Annotated in this window: 20 protein-coding genes and 1 tRNA gene; 12 read left to right on the top strand and 9 right to left on the bottom strand. The window is 72.0% G+C overall.

Going from position 1 to position 20,575, the window contains the following annotated elements:
- The first annotated feature begins 90 nt into the window (after nt 1–90).
- Nucleotides 91–164: transfer RNA gene (locus ACZ7MF_RS10350), tRNA-Pro, on the top strand.
- 170 nt (nt 165–334) lie between these two features.
- On the opposite strand, the gene ACZ7MF_RS10355 is transcribed toward ACZ7MF_RS10350, so the two are convergent.
- The 6 genes from ACZ7MF_RS10355 to iolC form a co-directional block, all read right to left on the bottom strand.
- Nucleotides 335–865 (bottom strand): hypothetical protein, encoded by a 531-nt coding sequence (locus ACZ7MF_RS10355; protein ID WP_471475723.1) that lies wholly within the window; start codon nt 863–865, stop codon nt 335–337.
- A 135-nt stretch (nt 866–1,000) separates the two neighbouring features.
- Nucleotides 1,001–1,786: a GntR family transcriptional regulator gene (locus tag ACZ7MF_RS10360; RefSeq protein WP_471475724.1), complete on the bottom strand. Its 786-nt coding sequence runs from the start codon at nt 1,784–1,786 to the stop codon at nt 1,001–1,003.
- A 52-nt stretch (nt 1,787–1,838) separates the two neighbouring features.
- On the bottom strand, nt 1,839–3,713 hold the full coding sequence (gene iolD, locus ACZ7MF_RS10365) for a 3D-(3,5/4)-trihydroxycyclohexane-1,2-dione acylhydrolase (decyclizing) (protein WP_471475726.1): 1,875 nt from the start codon (nt 3,711–3,713) through the stop codon (nt 1,839–1,841).
- Nucleotides 3,710–4,606 carry a 5-deoxy-glucuronate isomerase gene (iolB, locus tag ACZ7MF_RS10370; RefSeq protein ID WP_471475727.1) on the bottom strand — a complete coding sequence of 299 codons (897 nt, stop codon included), beginning with the start codon at nt 4,604–4,606 and terminating at the stop codon, nt 3,710–3,712. Before iolB ends, iolD begins: the two co-directional genes overlap by 4 nt.
- A gap of 53 nt (nt 4,607–4,659) precedes the next feature.
- Entirely contained in the window at nt 4,660–5,556 is an 897-nt protein-coding gene (locus tag ACZ7MF_RS10375; protein WP_471475729.1) for a Cgl0159 family (beta/alpha)8-fold protein, read from the bottom strand.
- 13 nt (nt 5,557–5,569) lie between these two features.
- Entirely contained in the window at nt 5,570–6,532 is a 963-nt protein-coding gene (gene iolC / locus ACZ7MF_RS10380) for a 5-dehydro-2-deoxygluconokinase (RefSeq protein ID WP_471475730.1), read from the bottom strand.
- 253 nt (nt 6,533–6,785) lie between these two features.
- Between iolC and ACZ7MF_RS10385 the strand changes: the two genes are divergently transcribed.
- The 5 genes from ACZ7MF_RS10385 (at nt 6,786) to ACZ7MF_RS10405 (ending at nt 11,356) form a co-directional block, all read left to right on the top strand.
- Nucleotides 6,786–7,808: a sugar ABC transporter substrate-binding protein gene (locus tag ACZ7MF_RS10385; protein ID WP_471475731.1), complete on the top strand. Its 1,023-nt coding sequence runs from the start codon at nt 6,786–6,788 to the stop codon at nt 7,806–7,808.
- Nucleotides 7,808–8,884: an ABC transporter permease gene (locus ACZ7MF_RS10390; protein WP_179235354.1), complete on the top strand. Its 1,077-nt coding sequence runs from the start codon at nt 7,808–7,810 to the stop codon at nt 8,882–8,884. The genes ACZ7MF_RS10385 and ACZ7MF_RS10390 overlap by 1 nt, the downstream gene beginning before the upstream one ends.
- A gap of 6 nt (nt 8,885–8,890) precedes the next feature.
- Nucleotides 8,891–9,922 carry an ATP-binding cassette domain-containing protein gene (locus tag ACZ7MF_RS10395; protein WP_471475733.1) on the top strand — a complete coding sequence of 344 codons (1,032 nt, stop codon included), beginning with the start codon at nt 8,891–8,893 and terminating at the stop codon, nt 9,920–9,922.
- A gap of 2 nt (nt 9,923–9,924) precedes the next feature.
- Nucleotides 9,925–10,827, top strand: coding sequence for a sugar phosphate isomerase/epimerase family protein (locus ACZ7MF_RS10400; protein ID WP_115745459.1), 903 nt, complete (start codon nt 9,925–9,927; stop codon nt 10,825–10,827).
- A 115-nt stretch (nt 10,828–10,942) separates the two neighbouring features.
- Entirely contained in the window at nt 10,943–11,356 is a 414-nt protein-coding gene (locus tag ACZ7MF_RS10405) for a VOC family protein (RefSeq protein WP_471475734.1), read from the top strand.
- Nucleotides 11,357–11,395: 39 nt separating this feature from the next.
- Here the strand turns inward: ACZ7MF_RS10405 and ACZ7MF_RS10410 are convergent, their stop codons facing one another.
- Both ACZ7MF_RS10410 and ACZ7MF_RS10415 read right to left on the bottom strand, forming a co-directional pair.
- The gene (locus ACZ7MF_RS10410) at nt 11,396–12,400 is read right to left on the bottom strand and encodes a Gfo/Idh/MocA family protein (protein WP_471475736.1); all 1,005 of its coding nucleotides are present in this window, start codon (nt 12,398–12,400) and stop codon (nt 11,396–11,398) included.
- Between the two features lie 68 nt (nt 12,401–12,468).
- Nucleotides 12,469–13,632 (bottom strand): phytanoyl-CoA dioxygenase family protein, encoded by a 1,164-nt coding sequence (locus ACZ7MF_RS10415; RefSeq protein ID WP_471475737.1) that lies wholly within the window; start codon nt 13,630–13,632, stop codon nt 12,469–12,471.
- A 130-nt stretch (nt 13,633–13,762) separates the two neighbouring features.
- Between ACZ7MF_RS10415 and ACZ7MF_RS10420 the strand changes: the two genes are divergently transcribed.
- Nucleotides 13,763–14,809 carry a LacI family DNA-binding transcriptional regulator gene (locus ACZ7MF_RS10420; RefSeq protein WP_471475738.1) on the top strand — a complete coding sequence of 349 codons (1,047 nt, stop codon included), beginning with the start codon at nt 13,763–13,765 and terminating at the stop codon, nt 14,807–14,809.
- Between the two features lie 12 nt (nt 14,810–14,821).
- Here ACZ7MF_RS10420 and ACZ7MF_RS10425 read toward each other — a convergent pair whose 3' ends face one another.
- A complete protein-coding gene (locus tag ACZ7MF_RS10425) occupies nt 14,822–15,985 on the bottom strand; it encodes a Gfo/Idh/MocA family protein (RefSeq protein WP_471475740.1) in 1,164 nt (387 codons plus the stop codon).
- 209 nt (nt 15,986–16,194) lie between these two features.
- Here ACZ7MF_RS10425 and ACZ7MF_RS10430 point away from each other — a divergent pair, with 209 nt between their 5' ends.
- From ACZ7MF_RS10430 to ACZ7MF_RS10450, 5 genes are read left to right on the top strand one after another with little or no spacing between them, the layout of a single operon-like run.
- Entirely contained in the window at nt 16,195–16,845 is a 651-nt protein-coding gene (locus ACZ7MF_RS10430; protein WP_471475741.1) for a GntR family transcriptional regulator, read from the top strand.
- Nucleotides 16,846–16,904: 59 nt separating this feature from the next.
- Entirely contained in the window at nt 16,905–17,657 is a 753-nt protein-coding gene (locus ACZ7MF_RS10435; protein ID WP_471475742.1) for a PIG-L deacetylase family protein, read from the top strand.
- Nucleotides 17,654–18,361, top strand: coding sequence for a 4-carboxy-4-hydroxy-2-oxoadipate aldolase/oxaloacetate decarboxylase (locus ACZ7MF_RS10440; RefSeq protein WP_471475744.1), 708 nt, complete (start codon nt 17,654–17,656; stop codon nt 18,359–18,361). The genes ACZ7MF_RS10435 and ACZ7MF_RS10440 overlap by 4 nt, the downstream gene beginning before the upstream one ends.
- A complete protein-coding gene (locus tag ACZ7MF_RS10445; RefSeq protein ID WP_471475745.1) occupies nt 18,358–19,497 on the top strand; it encodes a 4-oxalomesaconate tautomerase in 1,140 nt (379 codons plus the stop codon). Before ACZ7MF_RS10440 ends, ACZ7MF_RS10445 begins: the two co-directional genes overlap by 4 nt.
- A complete protein-coding gene (locus tag ACZ7MF_RS10450; RefSeq protein WP_471475747.1) occupies nt 19,478–20,428 on the top strand; it encodes a catechol 2,3-dioxygenase in 951 nt (316 codons plus the stop codon). The genes ACZ7MF_RS10445 and ACZ7MF_RS10450 overlap by 20 nt, the downstream gene beginning before the upstream one ends.
- Nucleotides 20,429–20,575: the final 147 nt, after the last annotated feature.

The following is a 20,575-nucleotide window of genomic DNA, read 5'->3' on the forward strand; positions in this document are numbered from 1 at the left end:
GTCCCTCGCCCGTGCCCGCTTAGGTGTGGCCCTGTCCGTGGGGTAAAGTGCTGTTCGCGTGATCGCGCGGTACACCGCGCGTGACGGCACCGGGACGTGGCGCAGCTTGGTAGCGCACTTGACTGGGGGTCAAGGGGTCGCAGGTTCAAATCCTGTCGTCCCGACGGTGTGAAGGGCCTTCACGGACGTGAGTCCGCGAAGGCCCTTTCTTCGTGTGCCCCCAGCAGGCGGCCCCGCACAGCGGTGTGCTCCCCGCCGGGTCCGCCGTCTCGGCCGGTGCCCCGGCCCGCAGCGCCGGCCGCACCCGCGCCAGCCTGTGGCGCGTGATCGCGGCTCAGTAGTTGGCGTTGGCGAGCATCTCCCCGTCCTCGCCGTAGACGGTCACCAGTCCGTTGTCCGACTCGTAGCAGGAGACGAAGGCCGAGGCGATGAGCTTGCCCTCGCCCTGATGGGGGCCTGCCAGACCGCCGGAGAAGTCGGTGAAGACCTCGGCGTTGTCGAGCACGTCGTTGCGCCGGTCCGCTCCCGTGACCTTGGTGATGTGCTGTGCGGCAGCCTTCTCGGTTGCGGTGCCGGACTCGGCGACACAGTCCTTGAACTGTTCGGCCTGCGTCGCGGAACGCTCCTCCGTTTCCTGTCGCTCGTCCTCCTCGCCCCGGGGCTTGCCGTCGGCCGCGACGGCCTTGTCCTTGGCGCTGTGGTCCGAGGATTCGCCGGAGCCGGCAAGGGCGCCCGCGATGCCGAGGACCGCGACGACGCCGATGACGCCGGCGCAGCCGAGACCGACGGTCTTCCCGACGCTGCGCTTCTTCGCCGGCTGCGCCCCGCTCGGGCCGGACTGCTGCTCGTGTTGCTGACTCATCATGTTCCCTGTGCAGTGTTCGTGACTTGCCGGTGTACGACTTGCGAAGAAGTCATGCAGTTGCGTGGAACACGATGAAATCGATCGATCAGGTGATGTCTGAGGGAGTGGTTGACGCCTCGGCGGCGGGACGTCCGGTCAGTTCCTGACCAGCAACTGGAAGTCGAACGCGTACCGGGACGCGCGGTAGACGTGTGTGCCGTACTCGACCGGCCGGCCGGTGTCGTCGTACGCGGTGCGCTGCATGGTGAGCAGCGCGGCGCCCTCCTGCTCGCCGAGGAGCTCGGCCTCCTCGCGGGAGGCGATGCGGGCGCCGACGGTCTGGCGGGCGCTGTGCAGGGTGATGCCGCGGGCGCGCATCATCCGGTACAGGCCGGTCGACTCCAGCCGGGCGTCGTCGAGTTCCAGCAGGCCCGCCGGAAGGTGGTTGCACAGCATCGCCACCGGCTGGCCGTGGGTGAGGCGCAGCCGCTCCAGGACGGTCACCTCGGTGCCCTCCGCGACGCCCAGGGCCGCCGCGACCTCGGCGGTGGCCGGAACGCCCTCGTTGCGCACCACCCGGGTTCCGGGGCCCTGCCCGGCCGCCTCCAGGTCGTCGTAGAGACTGCTCAGTTCCAGTGGGCGTTTGACCTGGCTGTGCACCACCTGGGTGCCGACCCCGCGCCGCCGGACCAGGAGCCCCTTGTCGACCAGCGACTGGATGGCCTGCCGGACGGTCGGCCGGGACAGGCCGAGGCGGACGGAGAGGTCGACCTCGTTGCCCAGCAGGTTCCCCGGTGCGAGGACGCCGTGCTCGATCGCCGCCTCCAACTGCCGGGCCAGCTGGTAATAGAGCGGCACCGGACTGCTCCGGTCCAGGGCGAAGTCCAGGGTTCCGGTCGCGGGGGCGGTCACGGCACGTGCGGGGTCGCCGGTCTTCGCCATGGACATACCTCCCTTGCGTAGGGGGCTGGCTGGGGGCGGGGGAGCGGAGGGGTCAGAGGTGGCGGCGGCGGTCGGCGACCGCGCGTTCGTAGGCGGCACGCGCGTCCGTGGCCGCCTCGCGGGCCGACACCTCGGCCACCGGCACGTCCCACCAGGCCTGTGCCGGGAGAGCGGCCGACGGGGGCGCCGTCTCGACGTACACACAGGTCGGGCGGGTCGCCGCACGGGCCGTCGCCAGCGCCTCGCGCAGCTCCCGCACCGTCTTGGCGCGCAGGACGTCCATGCCGAGGCTGGCCGCGTTGGCGGCGAGGTCGACGGGGAGCGGGGCGCCGGTGAAGGAGCCGTCGGCGACGCGGTGGCGGTAGTCGGTGCCGAAGCGCTCCGCGCCGACCGACTCGGACAGGCCGCCGATGGACGCGTAGCCGTGGTTCTGGACCAGGACCAGCTTCACCGGCAGGTTCTCCTGGACGGCCGTGACGATCTCCGTCGGGTTCATCAGGTACGTGCCGTCGCCGACCAGGGCCCACACGGGGGCGTCGGGCGCGGCCTGCTGGACACCGAGGGCGGCCGGGATCTCGTAGCCCATGCAGGAGTAGCCGTACTCCAGGTGGTACTGGCGCGGAGAGCGGGCCCGCCAGAGCTTGTGCAGGTCGCCGGGGAGCGAGCCGGCCGCGTTGATCACCACGTCCTCGTCGCCGACGACGCCGTCCAGCGCGCCCAGCACCTGCGTCTGGGTCGGCACCGCGCCGTCGTCCTCGGCGCGGAACGCCGCCTCGACCGCCTCGTCCCAACGGGCCTTCCCGGTGCGGTACTCCGTCTCGTACGCCGCGTCCACCCGGTGCCCGGCGAGCGCGTCCGTCAGCGCGGCCAGCCCCGACCGTGCGTCGCACACCAGGGTGGCGGCGGCGAGCTTGTGGGCGTCGAAGGCGGTGATGTTGAGGTTCAGGAAGCGGACGTCCGGGTGCTGGAAGAGGGTGCCGGAGGCGGTGGTGAAGTCCGAGTAGCGGGTGCCGACGCCGATCACCAGGTCCGCGGTGCGGGCCAGGGCGTCGCTCACCGCGGTGCCGGTGTGGCCGATGCCGCCGAGGTCCGCCGGGTGGTCGTGGCGCAGCGCGCCCTTGCCCGCCTGGGTGGAGGCGACCGGGATGCCGGTGGCGTCCACGAGTGCCTTGAGGGCCTGTTCCGCCTCGCTGTGGTGCACACCGCCGCCCGCGACGAGCAGTGGGCGGGCGGCGGCCCGGACCGCCCGGACGGCCTCGATCAGCTCCGCCGGGTCGGGAGCCGGGCGGCGTACCCGCCACACGCGGTCGGCGAAGAACTCCTCGGGCCAGTCGTACGCCTGGGCCTGCACGTCCTGGGGCAGTGCGAGGGTGACCGCGCCGGTCTCCGCCGGGTCGCTGAGCACGCGCATCGCCTGCAGCGCGGAGGCGACGAGGGCCTCGGGGCGGCTGATCCGGTCGAAGTACCGGGACACCGGCCGCAGCGCGTCGTTCACGGACACGTCGGCCTCCACCGGGTGCTCCAGCTGCTGGAGCAGCGGGTCGGCGGCGTGCGAGGCGAAGTAGTCGCCGGGCAGGAGCAGGACCGGCAGCCGGTTGATCGTGGCGAGGGCCGCGCCCGTGACCAGGTTGGTCGCGCCGGGCCCGATGGAGGTCGTCACCGCCTGCGCGGACAGGCGGTTGAGATGACGGGCGTGACCGACGGCCGCGTGCACCATCGCCTGTTCGCTGCGGCCCTGGTGGTACGGCATCGCCTCGCGGTACTCCACGAGCGCCTGGCCGAGGCCCGCCACGTTGCCGTGGCCGAAGATGCCCCAGGTGCCTGCGATCAGGCGGTGCCGTACGCCGTCACGTTCGGTGTACTGCGCGGCCAGGAAACGCACCAGGGCCTGGGCGGTGGTCAGTCGGCGGGTGGCGGCGGCGCTCATGCGGACCTCTCCGGTGCGGTGTAGAGGGGGAGCCGGGGGTCGACCGGCTGCTCGGGCCAGGTGTCGCGGATCCAGGCGTGGTCGGGGTGGTCGCAGATCAGCCAGGCGCGTTCGGCCTCCGGGCCTGCCATGACGTTCAGGTAGTACATGTGGTGGCCGGGGACCGCCATCGACGGTCCGTGCCAGCCGTCGGGGATGAGTACGACGTCCCCGTCGCGTACTTCGGCGAGGACGTCGGTCCCCTGTCCCCGCCCGGAGGGTGAGACGCGCTGGTAGCCGAGGCCCGGGGTGTTGTCGTGGGCCGCGAACTCGAAGTAGTAGATCTCCTCCAGCACCGACTCCGCACCCGGGCGGTGCTCGTCGTGCTTGTGGGGCGGGAACGACGACCAGTTGCCGCCCGGCGTGACGACCTCGACCGCGATCAGCTTGTCGCACTCGAACACCCCGGCCGCGCCGAAGTTGTTGACCTGCCGCGAACAGCTCCCGGTGCCGCGCAGCTCCACCGGCACCGAGGACGCCGGGCCGTAGCGGGCGGGCAGGCGGCGGGCGCAGCGGGCTCCGGTCAGGGCGAACCGGCCGCCGCCGGTGGAGGTCAGGGTCGTGCGGGCGTCGCGGGGGACGTACGCGAAGTCGGTGACACCGCTGAACACGCCGTCACGGCCGGTCAGTTCGAAGGTGTCCCGGCCGAAGTCGTCGGCGGTCGCGACCGTGCAGCCGCCGCTCAGCGGCAGGACGATCCACTCGCTCTCGCCGCTGTCGAAGGTGTGGCTGCCGCCGGGGGCCAGGTTCACCACGCGCAGGCTGGAGTAGCCCCAGCCCGCGCTCTCGGGCGTCACGTCCACGGCGTACCGGCCGTCGGACGCCGCCCTGCCCGCGGGAAGGTGATACGTCATCGTCCGCTCCTCCGCCTCTCCTCGGTCACAGCAGTCGGTCACAGCAGTCCCGGTCACAGCAGTCCGACGGCCGTGTCCACCGCCTCTTCCACGCTGCCCCCGGCCGGGTAGAGCAGCGAGCGGCCGACCACCATGCCCTGCACGGTGGGCAGCCGCAGCGCCTTGCGCCAGCGTTCGTAGGCCGCGGTCTGGTCCGCCGGGGAGCCCCCTATGTCGCCGCCGAGCAGGACCGCGGGCAGCGTGGAGGTCTCCAGGACCTCGGCCATGTCGTCCGGGTCCCGGGTGACGGGCAGTTTCAGCCAGGTGTAGGCGGAGGTGCCGCCGAGCCCCGAGGCGATGGCGATGGAGCGGGTCACGGCCCCGGCCGACAGGTCGTTGCGGACCCGCCCGTCGATCCGGCGGGACATGAACGGCTCGACGAACAGCGGCAGCCGGCGCTCCGCCATGGCGTCGACCGCCCGGGCGCTCGCCTCCATCGTGGCCAGCGAGCCGGGGTCGTCGTAGTCGATGCGCAGCAGCAGCTTGCCCGCGTCGAAGCGCAGCCGGGCGATGTCCTCGGCGCGGTGGCCGGTGAAGCGGTCGTCCATCTCGAAGGCGGCGCCCGCGAGTCCGCCCCGGTTCATCGAGCCCATGACGACCTTGTTCTCCAGCACGCCGAGCAGCAGCAGGTCCTCCAGCACGTCCGCGGTGGCGAGCACCCCGTCGACGCCGGGCCGGGACAGCGCGGTGCACAGGCGTTCCAGCAGGTCGGCCCGGTTGGCCATGGCGAGCCCGCGGTCGCCGACGCCGAGCGCGCCGCGCGCCGGGTGGTCGGCGGCCACGATCATCAGGCGGCCGGAGTCGCCGATCAGCGGGCGGCGTACCCGGCGCGCCGCGGCCTCGGCGATCGCCTCCGGGTGCCGGGCTCTGACCGCGGTGAGGTCCGGGATGCTGGAGATGCTGGGGGACAAGGGGTAGCTCCGTTCAGGGAGTGGCTCGCGCGAGGAGGTCGTCGACCTCCGCCTCGGTGGGCATCGCGGAGGAACAGGCGAGGCGGGAGGCGACGAGGGCACCGGCCGCGTTGGCGTACCGCATGATCCGCTCGAGCTCCCAGCCGGAGAGCAGACCGTGGCACAGGGAGCCGCCGAACGCGTCGCCCGCGCCGAGGCCGTTGACCACCTCGACCGGGACCGGCGGCACCTCGGCCGACCGGCCGTCGCGGTGCACGGCGAGGACGCCCTTCGGGCCCTGCTTGACGACGGCCAGCTCCACACCGGCCGCCAGCAGCGCCTCGGCGCAGGCGCGGGGTTCGCGCACGCCCGTGGCGATCTCGCACTCGTCCAGATTGCCGACCGCGACGGTCGCGTGCGCGAGCGCCTGGGCGTAGTACCGGCGGGCCTGGTCGGGGTCGGCCCAGAACATGGGGCGCCAGTCCAGGTCGAAGACCGTGGTGCCGGACTTCGCGCGGTGGGCGAGGGCGGCCAGCGTCGCCGTACGGCTCGGTTCCTCGCTCAGTCCGGTGCCGGTCATCCAGAAGATCGAGGCCGCGCGGATCGCGTCGAGGTCCAGCTCCTCCGGGTGGATCTCCAGGTCCGGTGCCTTGGGGCGGCGGTAGAAGTACAGCGGGAAGTCGTCCGGCGGGAAGATCTCGCAGAACGTCACCGGGGTCGGGTACGCCGCGACCGGGGTGACCCAGCGGTCGTCGACGCCGAACTCCTTCAGCGCGCCGTGCAGATACCCGCCGAAGGGGTCGTCGCCCGTGCGGGTGATGACGGCCGTGGCGCGCCCGAGCCGGGCGGCCGCGACCGCGACGTTGGAGGCCGAACCGCCGAGAAACTTGCCGAAGGTCTCAACCTCCGCCAGGGGTACGCCCGTCTGCAGAGGATAGAGATCGACCCCGATGCGACCCATCGTGATCAGATCGAAACGCGGGACTGACTCGGCCATGTGCGACGCTCCTTTGGCTGGGCGGGGGCCTGCCGCCTCCCAAGGTGTATGACTCCTGGACGACGCTGTCAATACTTTGTACTTACATTCGGACCTGCGAGTGAAATGATGTCTTGACAAAGTATTGACAGTGGGCGTCCCAAGGACTTGTATCCGGTCCCAGCGCAGCAACAGCCATTCTTCTCGGGTCTGGCACTCGGGTCTGGCACACGGCTCTCCCGTCGCACAGTCGCACAGTGAGGTGCAGGAAAAGATGGACCGCTCTTCGCACGCCCGCTCCCGCAGATTCGCCCCTGCCGTGGCCCTCGCCGCCGCCGCGGCCCTGACCCTCGCCGGCTGCTCCAGCAGCTCGGGCGGGAAGAAGGCCGACGAGGACAGCGACTCGGGCGCCTCCGCGGGCAAGGCGAACACCCCCCGCATGACGGTCGCCCTGGTCACCCACCAGGCCCCCGGCGACACCTTCTGGGACATCGTCCGCAAGGGCGCCCAGGCCGCCGCCGACAAGGACAACGTCAAGCTCGTCTACTCCGCCGACCCGAACGCGGGCAACCAGGCCAACCTGGTGCAGAACGCGATCGACCAGAAGGTCGACGGCATCGCCGTCACCCTCGCCAAGCCGGACGCCCTGCGCAGCGTCCTGGACAAGGCGGAGAAGGCCGGCATACCCGTGGTCGGGCTCAACTCCGGTCTGGCGGACTGGAAGAAGCTCGGCCTGATGGAGTTCTTCGGCCAGGACGAGAGCGTGGCCGGCGAGGCGCTCGGCAAGCGGCTCAACGAGGACGGTGCCAAGAAGGCCGTCTGCGTGATCCACGAGCAGGGCAACGTCGGTCTGACCCAGCGCTGCGACGGTGTGAAGAAGACCTTCGAGGGGTCCATCGAGAGCCTCTACGTCAACGGCACCGACATGCCCTCGGTGAAGTCGACCATCACCGCCAAGCTCAAGCAGGACGGCGACATCGACCACCTGATCACGCTCGGCGCCCCCTTCGCCATGACCGCCGTGCAGTCGGTGGACGAGTCCGGCAGCAAGGCCAAGGTCGCCACCTTCGACCTCAACAAGGAACTGACCGGCGCCATCGAGAAGGGCGACATCGAGTTCGCCGTCGACCAGCAGCCCTACCTCCAGGGCTACCTCGCGGTCGACGGACTGTGGCTCTACAAGAACAACGGCAACTACAGCGGCGGCGGTGAGCAGCCGGTGCTGACCGGCCCGGCCTTCGTCGACAAGACCAACGTCAAGGCCGTCGCCGAGTTCGCCTCGAAGGGCACCCGGTGATGAGCATGGCCCAACAGGCTGAGCCGGCGGTGACCACACCGCCGGCCCCCGGCCCCAAGGAGACCGACGGCCGCACCCGTGAGCGCTCCGTGGCGCTGCGGGTGCTCGCCCGGCCCGAGGTCGGGGTCTTCCTCGGCGCCGTCGCCGTGTTCGTCTTCTTCCTGATCGCCGCGCCCACGCTCCGCGACGGCGGCTCCATGGCGACGGTGCTGTACCAGTCGTCCACCATCGGCATCATGGCGCTGCCCGTCGCCCTGCTGATGATCGGCGGCGAGTTCGACCTGTCCGCCGGTGTCGCCGTGGTCACCTCGGCGCTCACCGCCGGCATGCTCAGCTACCAGCTGACCATGAACGTCTGGATGGGCGTCGTCGTCGCCCTCGTGGCCTCGCTCGCCGTCGGCGCCTTCAACGGCTGGGTCCTGGTGAAGACCGGCCTGCCGAGCTTCCTGGTCACGCTGGCCACCTTCCTGGTCCTCCAGGGCGTCAACCTCGCCGTCACCAAGCTCGTCACCGGCAACGTCGCCACCGACGACATCAGCGACATGGACGGCTTCGACCAGGCCAAGGCCCTGTTCGCCTCGTCCTTCGACGTCGGCGGCGTCGAGGTGAAGATCACGGTCGTGTGGTGGCTGGTCTTCGCCGCCCTGGCCACCTGGGTCCTGCTGCGCACCAAGTACGGCAACTGGATCTTCGCCGTCGGCGGCAGCCAGGAGTCCGCCCGCGCGGTCGGTGTGCCGGTCACCTTCACGAAGATCACGCTGTTCATGCTGGTCGGCTTCGGCGCCTGGTTCGTCGGCATGCACCAGCTGTTCTCCTTCAACACCGTGCAGTCCGGCGAGGGCGTCGGCCAGGAGCTGATCTACATCGCCGCGGCCGTGATCGGCGGCTGCCTGCTCACCGGCGGCTACGGCTCCGCCATCGGCCCCGTCTTCGGCGCCTTCATGTTCGGCATGGTGAACCAGGGCATCGTCTTCGCGGGCTGGAACCCCGACTGGTTCAAGGCCTTCCTCGGCGTGATGCTCCTCGGCGCCGTCCTCATCAACCTGTACGTCCGCCGCGCCGCGACCCGGAGGTGATCGGAAATGACCAGCAAGACCCCCGCAGCCCCCGGCACCCACGGCGCCGTCCTGGCCGACCCCGCACCCGAGCAGGACCGCCCGCTCGTCGAACTCCGCCGCGCCGGCAAGTCCTACGGCAACATCCGCGCCCTGCACGGCGTCGACCTCGCCGTGCACCCCGGCCGGGTGACCTGCGTGCTCGGTGACAACGGTGCCGGCAAGTCCACCCTCATCAAGATCATCTCCGGGCTGCACCAGCACACCGAGGGCGAGTTCCTCGTCGACGGCGACGCCGTGCGCTTCGGCACCCCGCGCGACGCGCTGGCCCGCGGCATCGCCACCGTCTACCAGGACCTCGCCACGATTCCGCTGATGCCGGTGTGGCGGAACTTCTTCCTCGGCTCCGAGATGACCAAGGGCCCCTGGCCCGTGCGCCGTCTCGACATCGCCCGCATGAAGCGGACCGCCGACGAGGAACTGCGCAACATGGGCATCGTCCTGGACGACCTCGAACAGCCCATCGGCACCCTCTCCGGCGGCCAGCGCCAGTGCGTCGCCATCGCCCGCGCCGTCTACTTCGGCGCCCGCGTCCTCATCCTGGACGAGCCCACCGCCGCGCTCGGCGTCAAGCAGTCCGGCGTGGTCCTCAAGTACATCGCCGCCGCCCGCGAGCGCGGACTCGGCGTCATCTTCATCACCCACAACCCCCACCACGCCTACATGGTCGGCGACCACTTCAGCGTGCTGCGCCTGGGCACCCTCGAACTGAGCGCGGCCCGCGCCGACATCACCCTCGAAGCGCTCACCAACCACATGGCGGGCGGCGCCGAACTGGCCGCCCTCAAGCACGAGCTGGCGCAGGTCGGCGGGGTCGACGTGGCGGCGCTCCCGGACGACGCGGACGCTGCGGCGAAGGCCGCCGCACCCGATACTGCCGACAGGACCGACGCCGCATCCGACGCCGCCGCATCCGACGCGGTGGAGTCCGACGCCGCCGCATCCGACAGCACCGCATCCGGCACCACCGCATCCGGCACCGCCGAAGGGAAGGCCTGAGCATGCCCTCTGCCCTCGACCGCATCCGCGTCGGCTCGGCCCCCGACTCCTGGGGCGTCTGGTTCCCCGACGACCCCCGGCAGGTCCCGTGGGAACGGTTCCTGGACGAGGTCACCGAGGCCGGCTACGACTGGATCGAGCTGGGCCCCTACGGCTACCTCCCCACCGACCCGGCCCGGCTCACCGACGAGGTGACCCGGCGCGGCCTCAAGGTCTCGGCGGGCACCATCTTCTGCGGACTGCACCGCGGCCCCTCCGAGTGGGACGCCACCTGGGAACAGGTCGGCCGCGTCGCCGCCCTCACCAAGGCGATGGACGCGAAACACCTCGTCGTCATCCCGTCCTTCTGGCGCGACGACAAGACCGCCGAGATCCTCGAGCCGCCGGAGCTGACCGGCGAGCAGTGGGGCCACCTCACCCGCGGCATGGAACGCCTGGGCCGCGAGGTGCGGGAGACCTACGGCCTGGACATCGTCGTCCACCCGCACGCCGACACCCACATCGACACCGAGGAGCACGTCGAGCGCTTCCTCGACGCCACCGACTCCGACCTGGTGAACCTCTGCCTGGACACCGGACACTACGCCTACTGCGGCGGCGACAGCGTCAAGCTGATCGAGACCTACGGCGAGCGCATCGGCTACCTCCACCTCAAGCAGGTCGACCCGGACATCCTCGCCGGGGTGCGCGAGGGCGGGGTGCCGTTCGGTCCGGCCGTGCAGCGCGGCGTGATGTGCGAGCCGCCCGGCGGCGTGCCGGAGCTGGGCCCGGTACTCACGGCGGCCCAGGAACTCGGCGTGGACCTGTTCGCCATCGTCGAGCAGGACATGTACCCCTGCGAGCCGGACAAGCCGCTGCCCATCGCGGTTCGCACCCGGAAGTTCCTGCGCTCCTGCGGCGCCTGAGACCGGCCGCACCGGCGGGGGAGCGTCCCGCCGGTGCCCCGCTCGGCGGGCCGTTGTCAGTGACGCGCGCTAGCGTGCCCAGCACTGACATTTCGTCCCGTTCCGGGAGGCACCCATGTCCTCGCGTCTCAATCCCTACCTCAGCTTCGACGGCGACGCCCGACAGGCGATGGAGTTCTACGGGCAGGTGTTCGGCGGCACACCGGCGCTGAACACCTTCGGCTCGGCCGGCATGCCGGACCCCGCGTACACCGACAAGATCATGCACGGCATGCTGGAGACACCGAGCGGCTTCACCCTGATGGGCGCCGACACCCCGCCCGGGATGGAGTACACGCCGGGGAACACCTTCGCGGTGAGTCTCAGCGGCGACGACGCGACCGAGCTGCGCGGCTACTGGGACAAGCTGTCCGCCGGCGGTTCCGTCGCCGTGCCCCTGGAGAAGCAGATGTGGGGCGACGTCTTCGGCATGTGCACGGACCGCTTCGGCGTCACCTGGATGGTGAACATCAGCGAGCCGGCGAGCTGACCGGGCAGCCCGCCGGACCGTGAACCCGCCCCGCCCCGCTCAGCCGCGCCGCACCTCGGCGATCGTCACCGGTCGGTGCTCGTGCAGCGACAGCGTGCACGCCTCGGCGATCCAGCCCGCCTCCAGCGCGTCCTCGACCGTGCAGGGCGAGGTGCGGGCACCGGCGACGACCTCGGTGAACGCGGTCAGCTCCGCGCGGTAGGCGGCCGCGAAGCGGTCCATGAAGAAGTCGTGGGGCGTACCGGCCGGGAACGTCACGCCCGGCTCGACCGAGCGCAGCGGCAGCTTGTCCTCCAGCCCGACGGCGATCGAGTCGTCGAAACCGTGGATCTCCATGCGGACGTCGTGACCGCGGCCGTTGTGGCGGCTGTTGGAGACCACGGCGAGGGTGCCGTCGTCCAGGGTGAGGACCGCGCCGGTGGTGTCCGCGTCGCCCGCCTCCCTGATGTAGTCGGCACCGCGGTTGCCCCCGACGGCGTAGACCTCGCTCACCTCGCGCCCGGTCACCCAGCGGATGATGTCGAAGTCGTGCACCGAGCAGTCCCGGAAGATGCCCCCGGAGGCGGCGACGTACGCGGCGGGCGGCGGCGCCGGGTCCAGCGTGGTCGACCGTACGGTGTGCAGCGTGCCCAGCTCACCGCTGAGCACAGCGGCCCGTGCGGCGGCGAACCCGGCGTCGAAACGGCGGTTGTAGCCGATCTGGACCGGCACGTCCCGGCCCGCGAGCGCCTTGAGCACCTCGACGCCCTCCGCCATGGTGCGGGCGACGGGCTTCTCGCAGAAGACGGGCACACCGGCCTCGACGGCGGCCAGGATCAGGTCCGGGTGGGCGTCGGTCGCCGCCGCGACCACCACACCGTCCACACCGGCGGCGAGCACCGCCTCGGGCGAGCCGGCGACCTCGGCGCCGAACCGCTCGGCGGCGGCCTGCGCGGCGGCCGCGAACGGGTCGGCGACGACGAGCGAGTCGACGGCGTCGAGTCCGGCGAGGGTCTCGGCGTGGAAGGCGCCGATGCGGCCGAGGCCGAGGATTCCGATACGCATGTGCTGTGCTGCTCCTTGCTCGGGGTGTGGGGTGTCCGTGCCGGGGCCCGTGCCCCGTACGCCCCCGTTCACCGGCTCTCTCGTCGTGCCCGGCCCGCCCGCAGTCGTGCGCGGAGCGCCTGAGGCGTCCACTCCTCGCGCAGCGCCCGCCGTACGACGTCCGCCTGGGAGGGCGGGGCCAGGCCGTCGACCGGCGGGTCGCGGTCGAGGTTGGTGGGGAAGGGGTACCCCTCCGCGCTCGCGGCGACCACCTGCTCCAGCCACCGCCCGTCCACGCCCTCGGCCTTCCGCCTCAGCAGCACCGGGTAGACGGCGTCCACCACCGCCTCCCGGTCCACGCTCTCCATGGCCCGGCCGAACGCGGAGGAGATCTGCAGCAGGTTGGCCATGCGGCGGATGCCCGCGGAACGGTTGGTGCCCGCCGCGTGGAACAGCGCGGGACTGAAGAACACCGCGTCGCCCTTGGCCAGCGGCAACTGCACGTGACGCGCCTCGAAGTAGGCCCGGAACTCCGGCAGCCGCCAGGCCAGGTAGCCGGGCTCGTACTTCTGGGAGTGCGGCAGGTACATCGTGGGCCCCGACTCCACGGGCATGTCACAGTGCGCGACGGCGCCCTGGAGGGTGAGCACCGGGGACAGGCGGTGCACGTGCGCCGGGTACGCGGCGGCGGCCTCGCCCGAGAGGAAGCCCAGGTGGTAGTCGCGGTGCACGGTCTGGGCGGCGCCGCCCGGGTTGACCACGTTGATCTGGGAGGTGACCTGGTAGCCGGGGCCGAGCCAGGCGCGGGCGACCAGGGCCAGGGCGTCGTTGGCGTAGTAGTCGGCGAACGCCTCCGCATCGCGCAGGGCCGCCTTCTCCAGGGCGTTCCACACCCGGTCGTTGGCCCCCGGCGCGGCGAAGTGGTCACCGGCGGCGGCCCCCGAGGCGCGCTGCTCGGCGATCAGCGCGTCGAACACCGCGGTGGCCCGGTCGACCACCGCCGGGTCCGGGAAGGCGCCCGCGACGACGACGATGCCGGGACCGTCGGCGAGGGCGTGGACGAGCTCGGCGGCCGTCTCCGCGTCGTCGCGCAGCTGCCCGGCCTCGTACACGGGGACCTGCTGTTCCACGGCGGCGGCCCGCGGGTACGCGGCGGGGTCGGTCGGCTGCTCCACGAGCACGCGGAAGGCGTCGAGGTCGCAGTCGCCTGCGGACAGCCGGGAGCGGTGGGCGGGGACGGGCGCTGCGGGCATCGTCGTCCTTTCGCTGACAGGGGCGACGCGGTGCTGTCATTCTTGTCCTGACAAACGCGTCGAACAACCAGCAGGCGGCCATCAAAAACCCCTCAGAGCGCGCCGCGCGGACGAAGCCGAGGAGCCGGTCATGGGGCACCCCTTCCCGATCCGGGAGATAGCACGGCAGGCGGGCCTGAGCGAGGCCACCGTCGACCGGGTGCTCAACGGCCGCGGCGGCGTGCGCGAGAGCACCGCGTACGAGGTCCGACGGGCCATCGCCGACCTGGACCGCCAGCGCACCCAGGTCCGGCTGGTCGGCCGCACGTTCATGTGCGACATCGTGATGCAGGCGCCGGAGCGCTTCTCCACCGCCGTGCGCGCGGCCCTGGAGGCCGAACTGCCCGCACTGCACCCGGCCGTGGTGCGCTGCCGGTTCCACTTCCGAGAGACCGGCCCGGCCGGGGAGCTCACCGCGACCCTGGACCGGATCGCCCGGCGCGGCTCCCAAGGGGTGATCCTCAAGGCCCCGGACGTCCCCGAGGTGACCGCCGCCGTCGGCCGGCTGACCGCCGCCGGCGTTCCCGTCGTCACCCTGGCGACGGACCTGCCGGCCAGCCCCCGGGTGGCCTACGTCGGCATCGACGACCGGGCCGCGGGCGCGACCGCCGCCTACCTCATGGGCCAGTGGCTCGGCGACCGCCCCGGCAACGTCCTCACCAGCCTCAGCAGCGGCTTCTTCCGCAACGAGGAGGAACGCGAGATGGGCTTCCGCGGCGTCATGCGGGCCCGGCACCCCAAGCGGGCCCTCGTCGAGATCGCCGAGGGGCAGGGCCTGGACGCCACCCAGTACGACCTGGTGCGGGCCGCGCTCGCACGCGATCCGCGGATCCGGGCGGTCTACTCGATGGGCGGCGGCAACATCGCCACCCTGCGTGCCTTCGAGGACCTCGGCCGCACCTGCGACGTGTTCGTCGCCCACGACCTCGACCAGGACAACACCCGGCTGCTGCGCGAGCGCCGCCTGTCCGTCGTCCTCCACCACGACCTGCGCCAGGACCTGCGCGAGGCCTGCCGACACGTGATGCGCGCGCACGGCGCCCTGCCGCCCGCCGGTCCGGCGCGGCCGTCGGCGATCCAGGTCGTCACCCCGCACAACATGCCGTCCGGCACGCCCTTCGACACCGCGGCCGGGTGACGCGCGGCGCCGTCACCCGGACGTCTCGGGACCGACCCAGGTGCCGTGCTCCGCGGACCGGGCCATCGCGTCCAGTACGGCCGCGCTGTACACGGCGTCCTGCACGGTGGCGCCGTACGGGGTGCCCTCCGCGATCGAGCGCAGGAAGCGGTGCGCCTCCACCACCTTCAGGTCGTCGTAGCCCATGGCGTTCGCGGCGCCCGGCTGGAAGGCGGCGAACTCGCCGTGCCCGGGGCCGACGTACACGGTGCTCACGGGCTGGTCCTGGTACTCCGTGCCGCGGCTGACGCGCAGCTCGTTCATGCGGCGGAAGTCCCAGAACACCGCGCCCGTGGTGCCGTGCACCTCGAAACCGTAGTTGTTCTGCTCGCCGACGGAGACCCGGCAGGCCTCCAGGACTCCGCGGGCGCCGGAGGCGAAGCGCAGCAGGCAGTTGACGTAGTCCTCGTTCTCGACCGGGCCCAACTCGCCGCCCGCGGCCCGCGCGTGACCGGCGGTGGCGGCGGCCGGGCGGGCCCGCTCCGGCAGGAAGACCGCCGTGTCGGCGGTCAGCGACGCGATGTCGCCGAGCAGGAACCGGGCCAGGTCGGCGCCGTGCGAGGCCAGGTCGCCGAGCACCCCGCTGCCCCCGCGCTCCCGTTCGTAGCGCCAGGTCAGCGCGCCCTCCGGGTGGGCCGCGTAGTCGCTGAACAGCCGGATGCGGGCATGCGTGACGGTGCCGATCTCACCGGCGGCGATCAGGTCGCGGGCGGCCTCCACGGCGGGGGCGTTGCGGTAGTTGAAGCCGACCGCGCCCTGCACACCTGCCCCGGCCACCGCGTCGGCCACCGCCCGCGCGTCGTCGGTGGACAGGCCGACCGGCTTCTCCACCCAGATGTGCTTGCCCGCCCCGGCCATCGCGACGGCGATCTCGCGGTGCAGGAAGTTGGGGGCCGTGATGCTGACGGCGTGTACCCGTGGGTCCGCCGCCACCTCGCGCCAGTCGCGGGTCGTCGAGGCGAACCCGAACTGCGCGGCGGCCTCCTCGGCCCGCCCCGGCACCTCCTCGGCGACCGTCACCAGTTCGGGGCGCAGCGCGAGGTGCGGATAGTGGTGGCGGACCCGGGCGTACGCCTGGGTGTGCACCCGGCCCATCCAGCCGAAACCGACGACGGCGACACCGAGTGCCTGGACCATGAGAGCCCCTCTTCGGACCTGTCCGTGATCTGTCCTGCGTGATCTGTTGCGTGATCTGTCCGAGGCCACCCTGGGCGGACGGCGGCATCCTGTCAACCTTTTGACAGGACAAAGCCGGTCCCGCCGGACTGAATAACGCGAACAAAATTGTTGACAATGTTGTTTGGCTAGATTTACGTTCGACAGGCACTCACTCAGGGAGGGCAACCATGCCGAACCAAGCCCGTCCGGGCACCGGGGAGCAGGCCAAACAGCTTGCGCTCGGTCAGCTGCGGCAGGCGATCCTGCGCGGCGACATGGCACCCGCGCAGCGGCTGGTGGAGAACGAACTCGCCGAGCAGTTCGGCGTGACCCGGGCCAGTATCCGGGCCGCGCTGATCGACCTGGAGTCCCAGGGGCTCGTCGAGCGCATCCGCAACCGCGGTTCACGGGTGCGGGTGGTGACCGTGGAGGAGGCCGTAGCCATCACCGAGTGCCGGCTGGTCCTCGAAGGGCTCTGCGCGGCCAAGGCCGCCGCCGCCGTCGACGACGGTCAGGTCGCCCAGCTGAAGGACCTGGGCTCGGCGATGCGCAAGGCCGTGGCCGGCGGCGAACCGCTGACCTACTCGGACCTCAACCACGAACTCCACGCCCGCATCCGGGAGTTCTCCGGCCAGCTGACGGCCGTGGAACTGCTGGAACGGCTCAACGCCCAACTGGTGCGGCACCGCTTCCAGTTGGCGCTGCGCCCGGGACGCCCGCAGCAGTCCCTGAACGAGCACCTGGCCATGATCGAGGCGATCGAGGCCAGGGACCCGCAGGCCGCGGAGGCGGCCGTCCGGGCCCACCTCACCAGCGTGATCGAGGCGCTGCGCGACTGACACACGCACCTGACACGCACCGAGGCGGGCGCCACCTGTCCACCAAGGAGAAGTCACCCATGACGTACGGCAACGCGCCCGCCGCCGTCCCCCGCTCGACCCTCGTCGTCACCGCGCACGCGGGGGACTTCGTGTGGCGGGCGGGCGGCGCCATCGCGCTGGCCGCCTCGCGCGGGGAGAAGGTCACCATCGCGTGCCTGACCTTCGGCGAGCGCGGCGAGTCCGCCAAGGCCTGGCGGGAGGGGAAGAAGCTGGCCGAGATCAAGGCGCTGCGCCGGGAGGAGGCCGAGAAGGCCGCCGCCACCCTCGGCGCCGAGGTCCGCTTCTTCGACGCCGGCGACTACCCGCTGACCGTCACCCCCGAACTGACCGACCGGCTCGTCGAGGTCTACCGCGCCACCCAGCCCGGCGTCGTACTCACCCACCCGGTCGAGGACCCGTACAACGGCGACCACCCGGCCGCCAACCGCATGGCCCTGGAGGCGCGCGTCCTCGCACAGGCCATCGGCTACCCGGGCGAGGGCGAGATCATCGGCGCCCCGCCGGTGTTCTACTTCGAGCCGCACCAGCCCGAGATGAGCGGCTTCCGGCCCGAGGTGCTGCTCGACATCACCGAGGTGTGGGAGACCAAGCGCAAGGCGATGGAGTGCCTCGCCGCCCAGCAGCACCTGTGGGACTACTACACCGACCTGGCCGTCCGCCGGGGAGTCCAGCTCAAGCGCAACGCCGGTCCCAACCTGGGCCTGGCGCACCGGACCATGGCCGAGGCCTTCATGCGCCCCTACCCCCAGATCGCGAAGGAGCTGGCATGAGCGGCGTCGTCGTCACCAACCCGCCCAAGGCCGACGCCGAGGACGTCGAGGCGCTCGCCGCCTACGGCGTGGCCACCGTCAGCGAGGCCATGGGCCGCACCGGCCTGCTCGGCCCCGCGATCCGCCCCGTCCAGCAGGGCGTACGGGTCGCGGGCACCGCCGTCACCGTGCTCAGCTGGCCCGGCGACAACCTGATGATCCACGCCGCCGTCGAGCAGTGCGGCGAGGGCGACATCCTGGTCGTCACCACCACCTCCCCGTCCACCGACGGGCTGTTCGGCGAACTCTTCGCCACCGCCCTCCAGCGGCGCGGGGTGCGCGGCATCGTCATCAACACCGGCATCCGCGACACCCAGGAACTTCGGGACATGGGCTTCGCCGCCTGGTCCCGTGCCGTGTCCGCCCAGGGCACGGTCAAGGCCACCGGGGGCTCGGTCAACGTCCCGATCGCCGTCGACGGCCGGATGATCCGCCCCGGCGACGTGATCGTCGCCGACGACGACGGCGTGGTGGTCGTCCCCCGCGAGCGCGCCCGGCAGGTCGCCGAGGCCTCCGAGGCCCGCGAGCAGAAGGAGGCGGCCACCCGCGCCGCCTTCGTGGAGGGCCAACTCGGCCTGGACCGCTACGGGTTGCGCGAGAAGCTGAAAGAACTCGGGGTCACCTACCAGTCGTACGACGCGTACACCGCGGGGGAGCGGCCGTGACCGGCACCGGCACCGGCACCGGCACCGGGCCCGAGGCGGTGCGCTGCACGCTGATGCGCGGCGGCACCTCCAAGGGCGCCTACTTCCTCGCCGCCGACCTGCCCGCCGACCCCGCCGCCCGCGCCGACCTGCTGCTGCGGACCATGGGCAGCCCCGACCCTGGGCAGATCGACGGCCTGGGCGGCGGGCACCCGCTGACCAGCAAGGTCGCCGTGGTCTCCGGCTCGGCCGACCCGGACGCCGACGTCGACTACCTGTTCCTCCAGGTCGCCGTGGACACCCCCGAGGTCACCGACCGGCAGAACTGCGGCAACATCCTCGCCGGGGTGGGCCCGTTCGCCGTCGAGCGCGGACTCGTGCCGGCCGGGGAAGTCGAGACGTCCGTACGCATCCGCATGCTCAACACCGGCGAACCGGCCCTCGCGACCTTCCCGACCCCGGGCGGGCGCGTCGAGTACGACGGGGACACGGCGATATCCGGCGTGCCGGGCACCGCCGCCGCGGTCGTCATCGAGTTCCCGCAGGGCGCCGGACCCCTGCTGCCCACCGGCAACGTCCGCGACACCGTCGCCGGTACGGAGGTGACCTGCGTCGACAACGGCATGCCCGTCGTGCTGATCCCGGCCGCCGCGCTGGGGGTCACCGGGTACGAGACCCCGGCGGAGCTGGAGGCGGACGCGGCACTCGCCGGGCGCCTGCGCGAGATCCGGCTGGCCGCCGGGCACCTGATGGGCCTCGGTGACGTCGAGGGCGCCACCGTGCCCAAGCTGACCCTGCTCGCCCCGCCCCGGGACGGCGGCGCGGTCACCACCCGCACTTTCATCCCCGTGCGCTGCCACACCTCCATCGGCGTCCTGGGCGCCGCGAGCGTGGCGGCCGGGCTGCGCGTCCCCGGCGGCGTGGGGGAGGGCATCGCCCGCCTCGACCCGTCCGGCGACCGGGTCCGGGTGGAACACCCCACCGGGTTCCTGGAGGTGGACGTCCGGCTCGACGCCGGCCCGCTCGTGGTCCGGCGCACCGCCGTCGTACGCACCGCGCGCAAGATCTTCGACGGCACCGTCTTCCCCCGGTCCGCCGCGACGGCACCGATCCCCGCACAACGCCCTGGAGGCCACCATGACTCCGCCGCTCGGTGACATCGCCCACGTCGGCCACGCCCAGCTGTTCACGCCCGACCTCGACGCGAGCGTCGCCTTCTTCACGGACTTCCTGGGCCTGACCGTCAACGGGCAGGACGGCGACACCGTCTACCTGCGCACCTACGACGACTACGAACACCACAGCCTCGTCCTCACCGCCCGCGAGCAGCCCGGCCTCGGCCGTCTCGCCCTGCGCACCTCCGGCGAGGACGCGCTCCGGCGCAGGGTCGCGGCCCTGGAGGCGGCGGGACGGCCCGGCACCTGGGCCGAGGACGAGCCGGGCCTCGGCAAGCTCTACGTCACCACCGACCCCGACGGGCACGAACACGCCCTGTACTGGGAGAGCGAGCACTATCAGGCACCCGAGGAGCTCAGGCCCGCCCTCAAGAACCAGCCGCAGGCGAAACCCAACCGGGGCGTCGGCGTACGCCGCCTGGACCACGTCAACTTCCTCGCCGCCGACGTACTCGCCAGCGCCGAGTTCCAGGAACACCTCCTCGGCGCCCGCCCCACGGAGCAGATCCGGCTCGACTCCGGGAAGATCGCGGCCCGTTGGCTGACCTTCAGCAACAAGTCGTACGACGTCGTCTACACGGAGGACTGGACCGGCTCCTCCGGGCGGCTGCACCACATCGCGTTCGCCGCCGACACCCGCGAGGACATCCTGCGCGCCGCCGACCTCGCCATCGACACCGGCGTGTTCATCGAGACCGGCCCGCACAAGCACGCCATCCAGCAGACGTTCTTCCTCTACGTCTACGAGCCCGGCGGCAACCGCATCGAGCTGTGCAACCCGCTCACCCGCCTGGTGCTGGCGCCGGACTGGCCGCTGATCACCTGGACCGAGGAGGAGCGGAAGAAGGGCCAGGCCTGGGGTCTGAAGACGATCGAGTCGTTCCACACCCACGGCACTCCGCCGGTCGCCTGACACCTTTCTGACACCTTTCCGACAGCTTTCTCACAGCCTTCTCCCAGGGGGTGGGTCGCGCACGTCCGCGTGCGCGACCCACCCCCAAATCGTTGCTGAGATTGTTAACAAAAGCGTTGACACTCCCGGAGTGCGGTCCTTAGCGTC

The sequence above is a fragment of the Streptomyces sp. NPDC111628 genome (assembly GCF_055635195.1).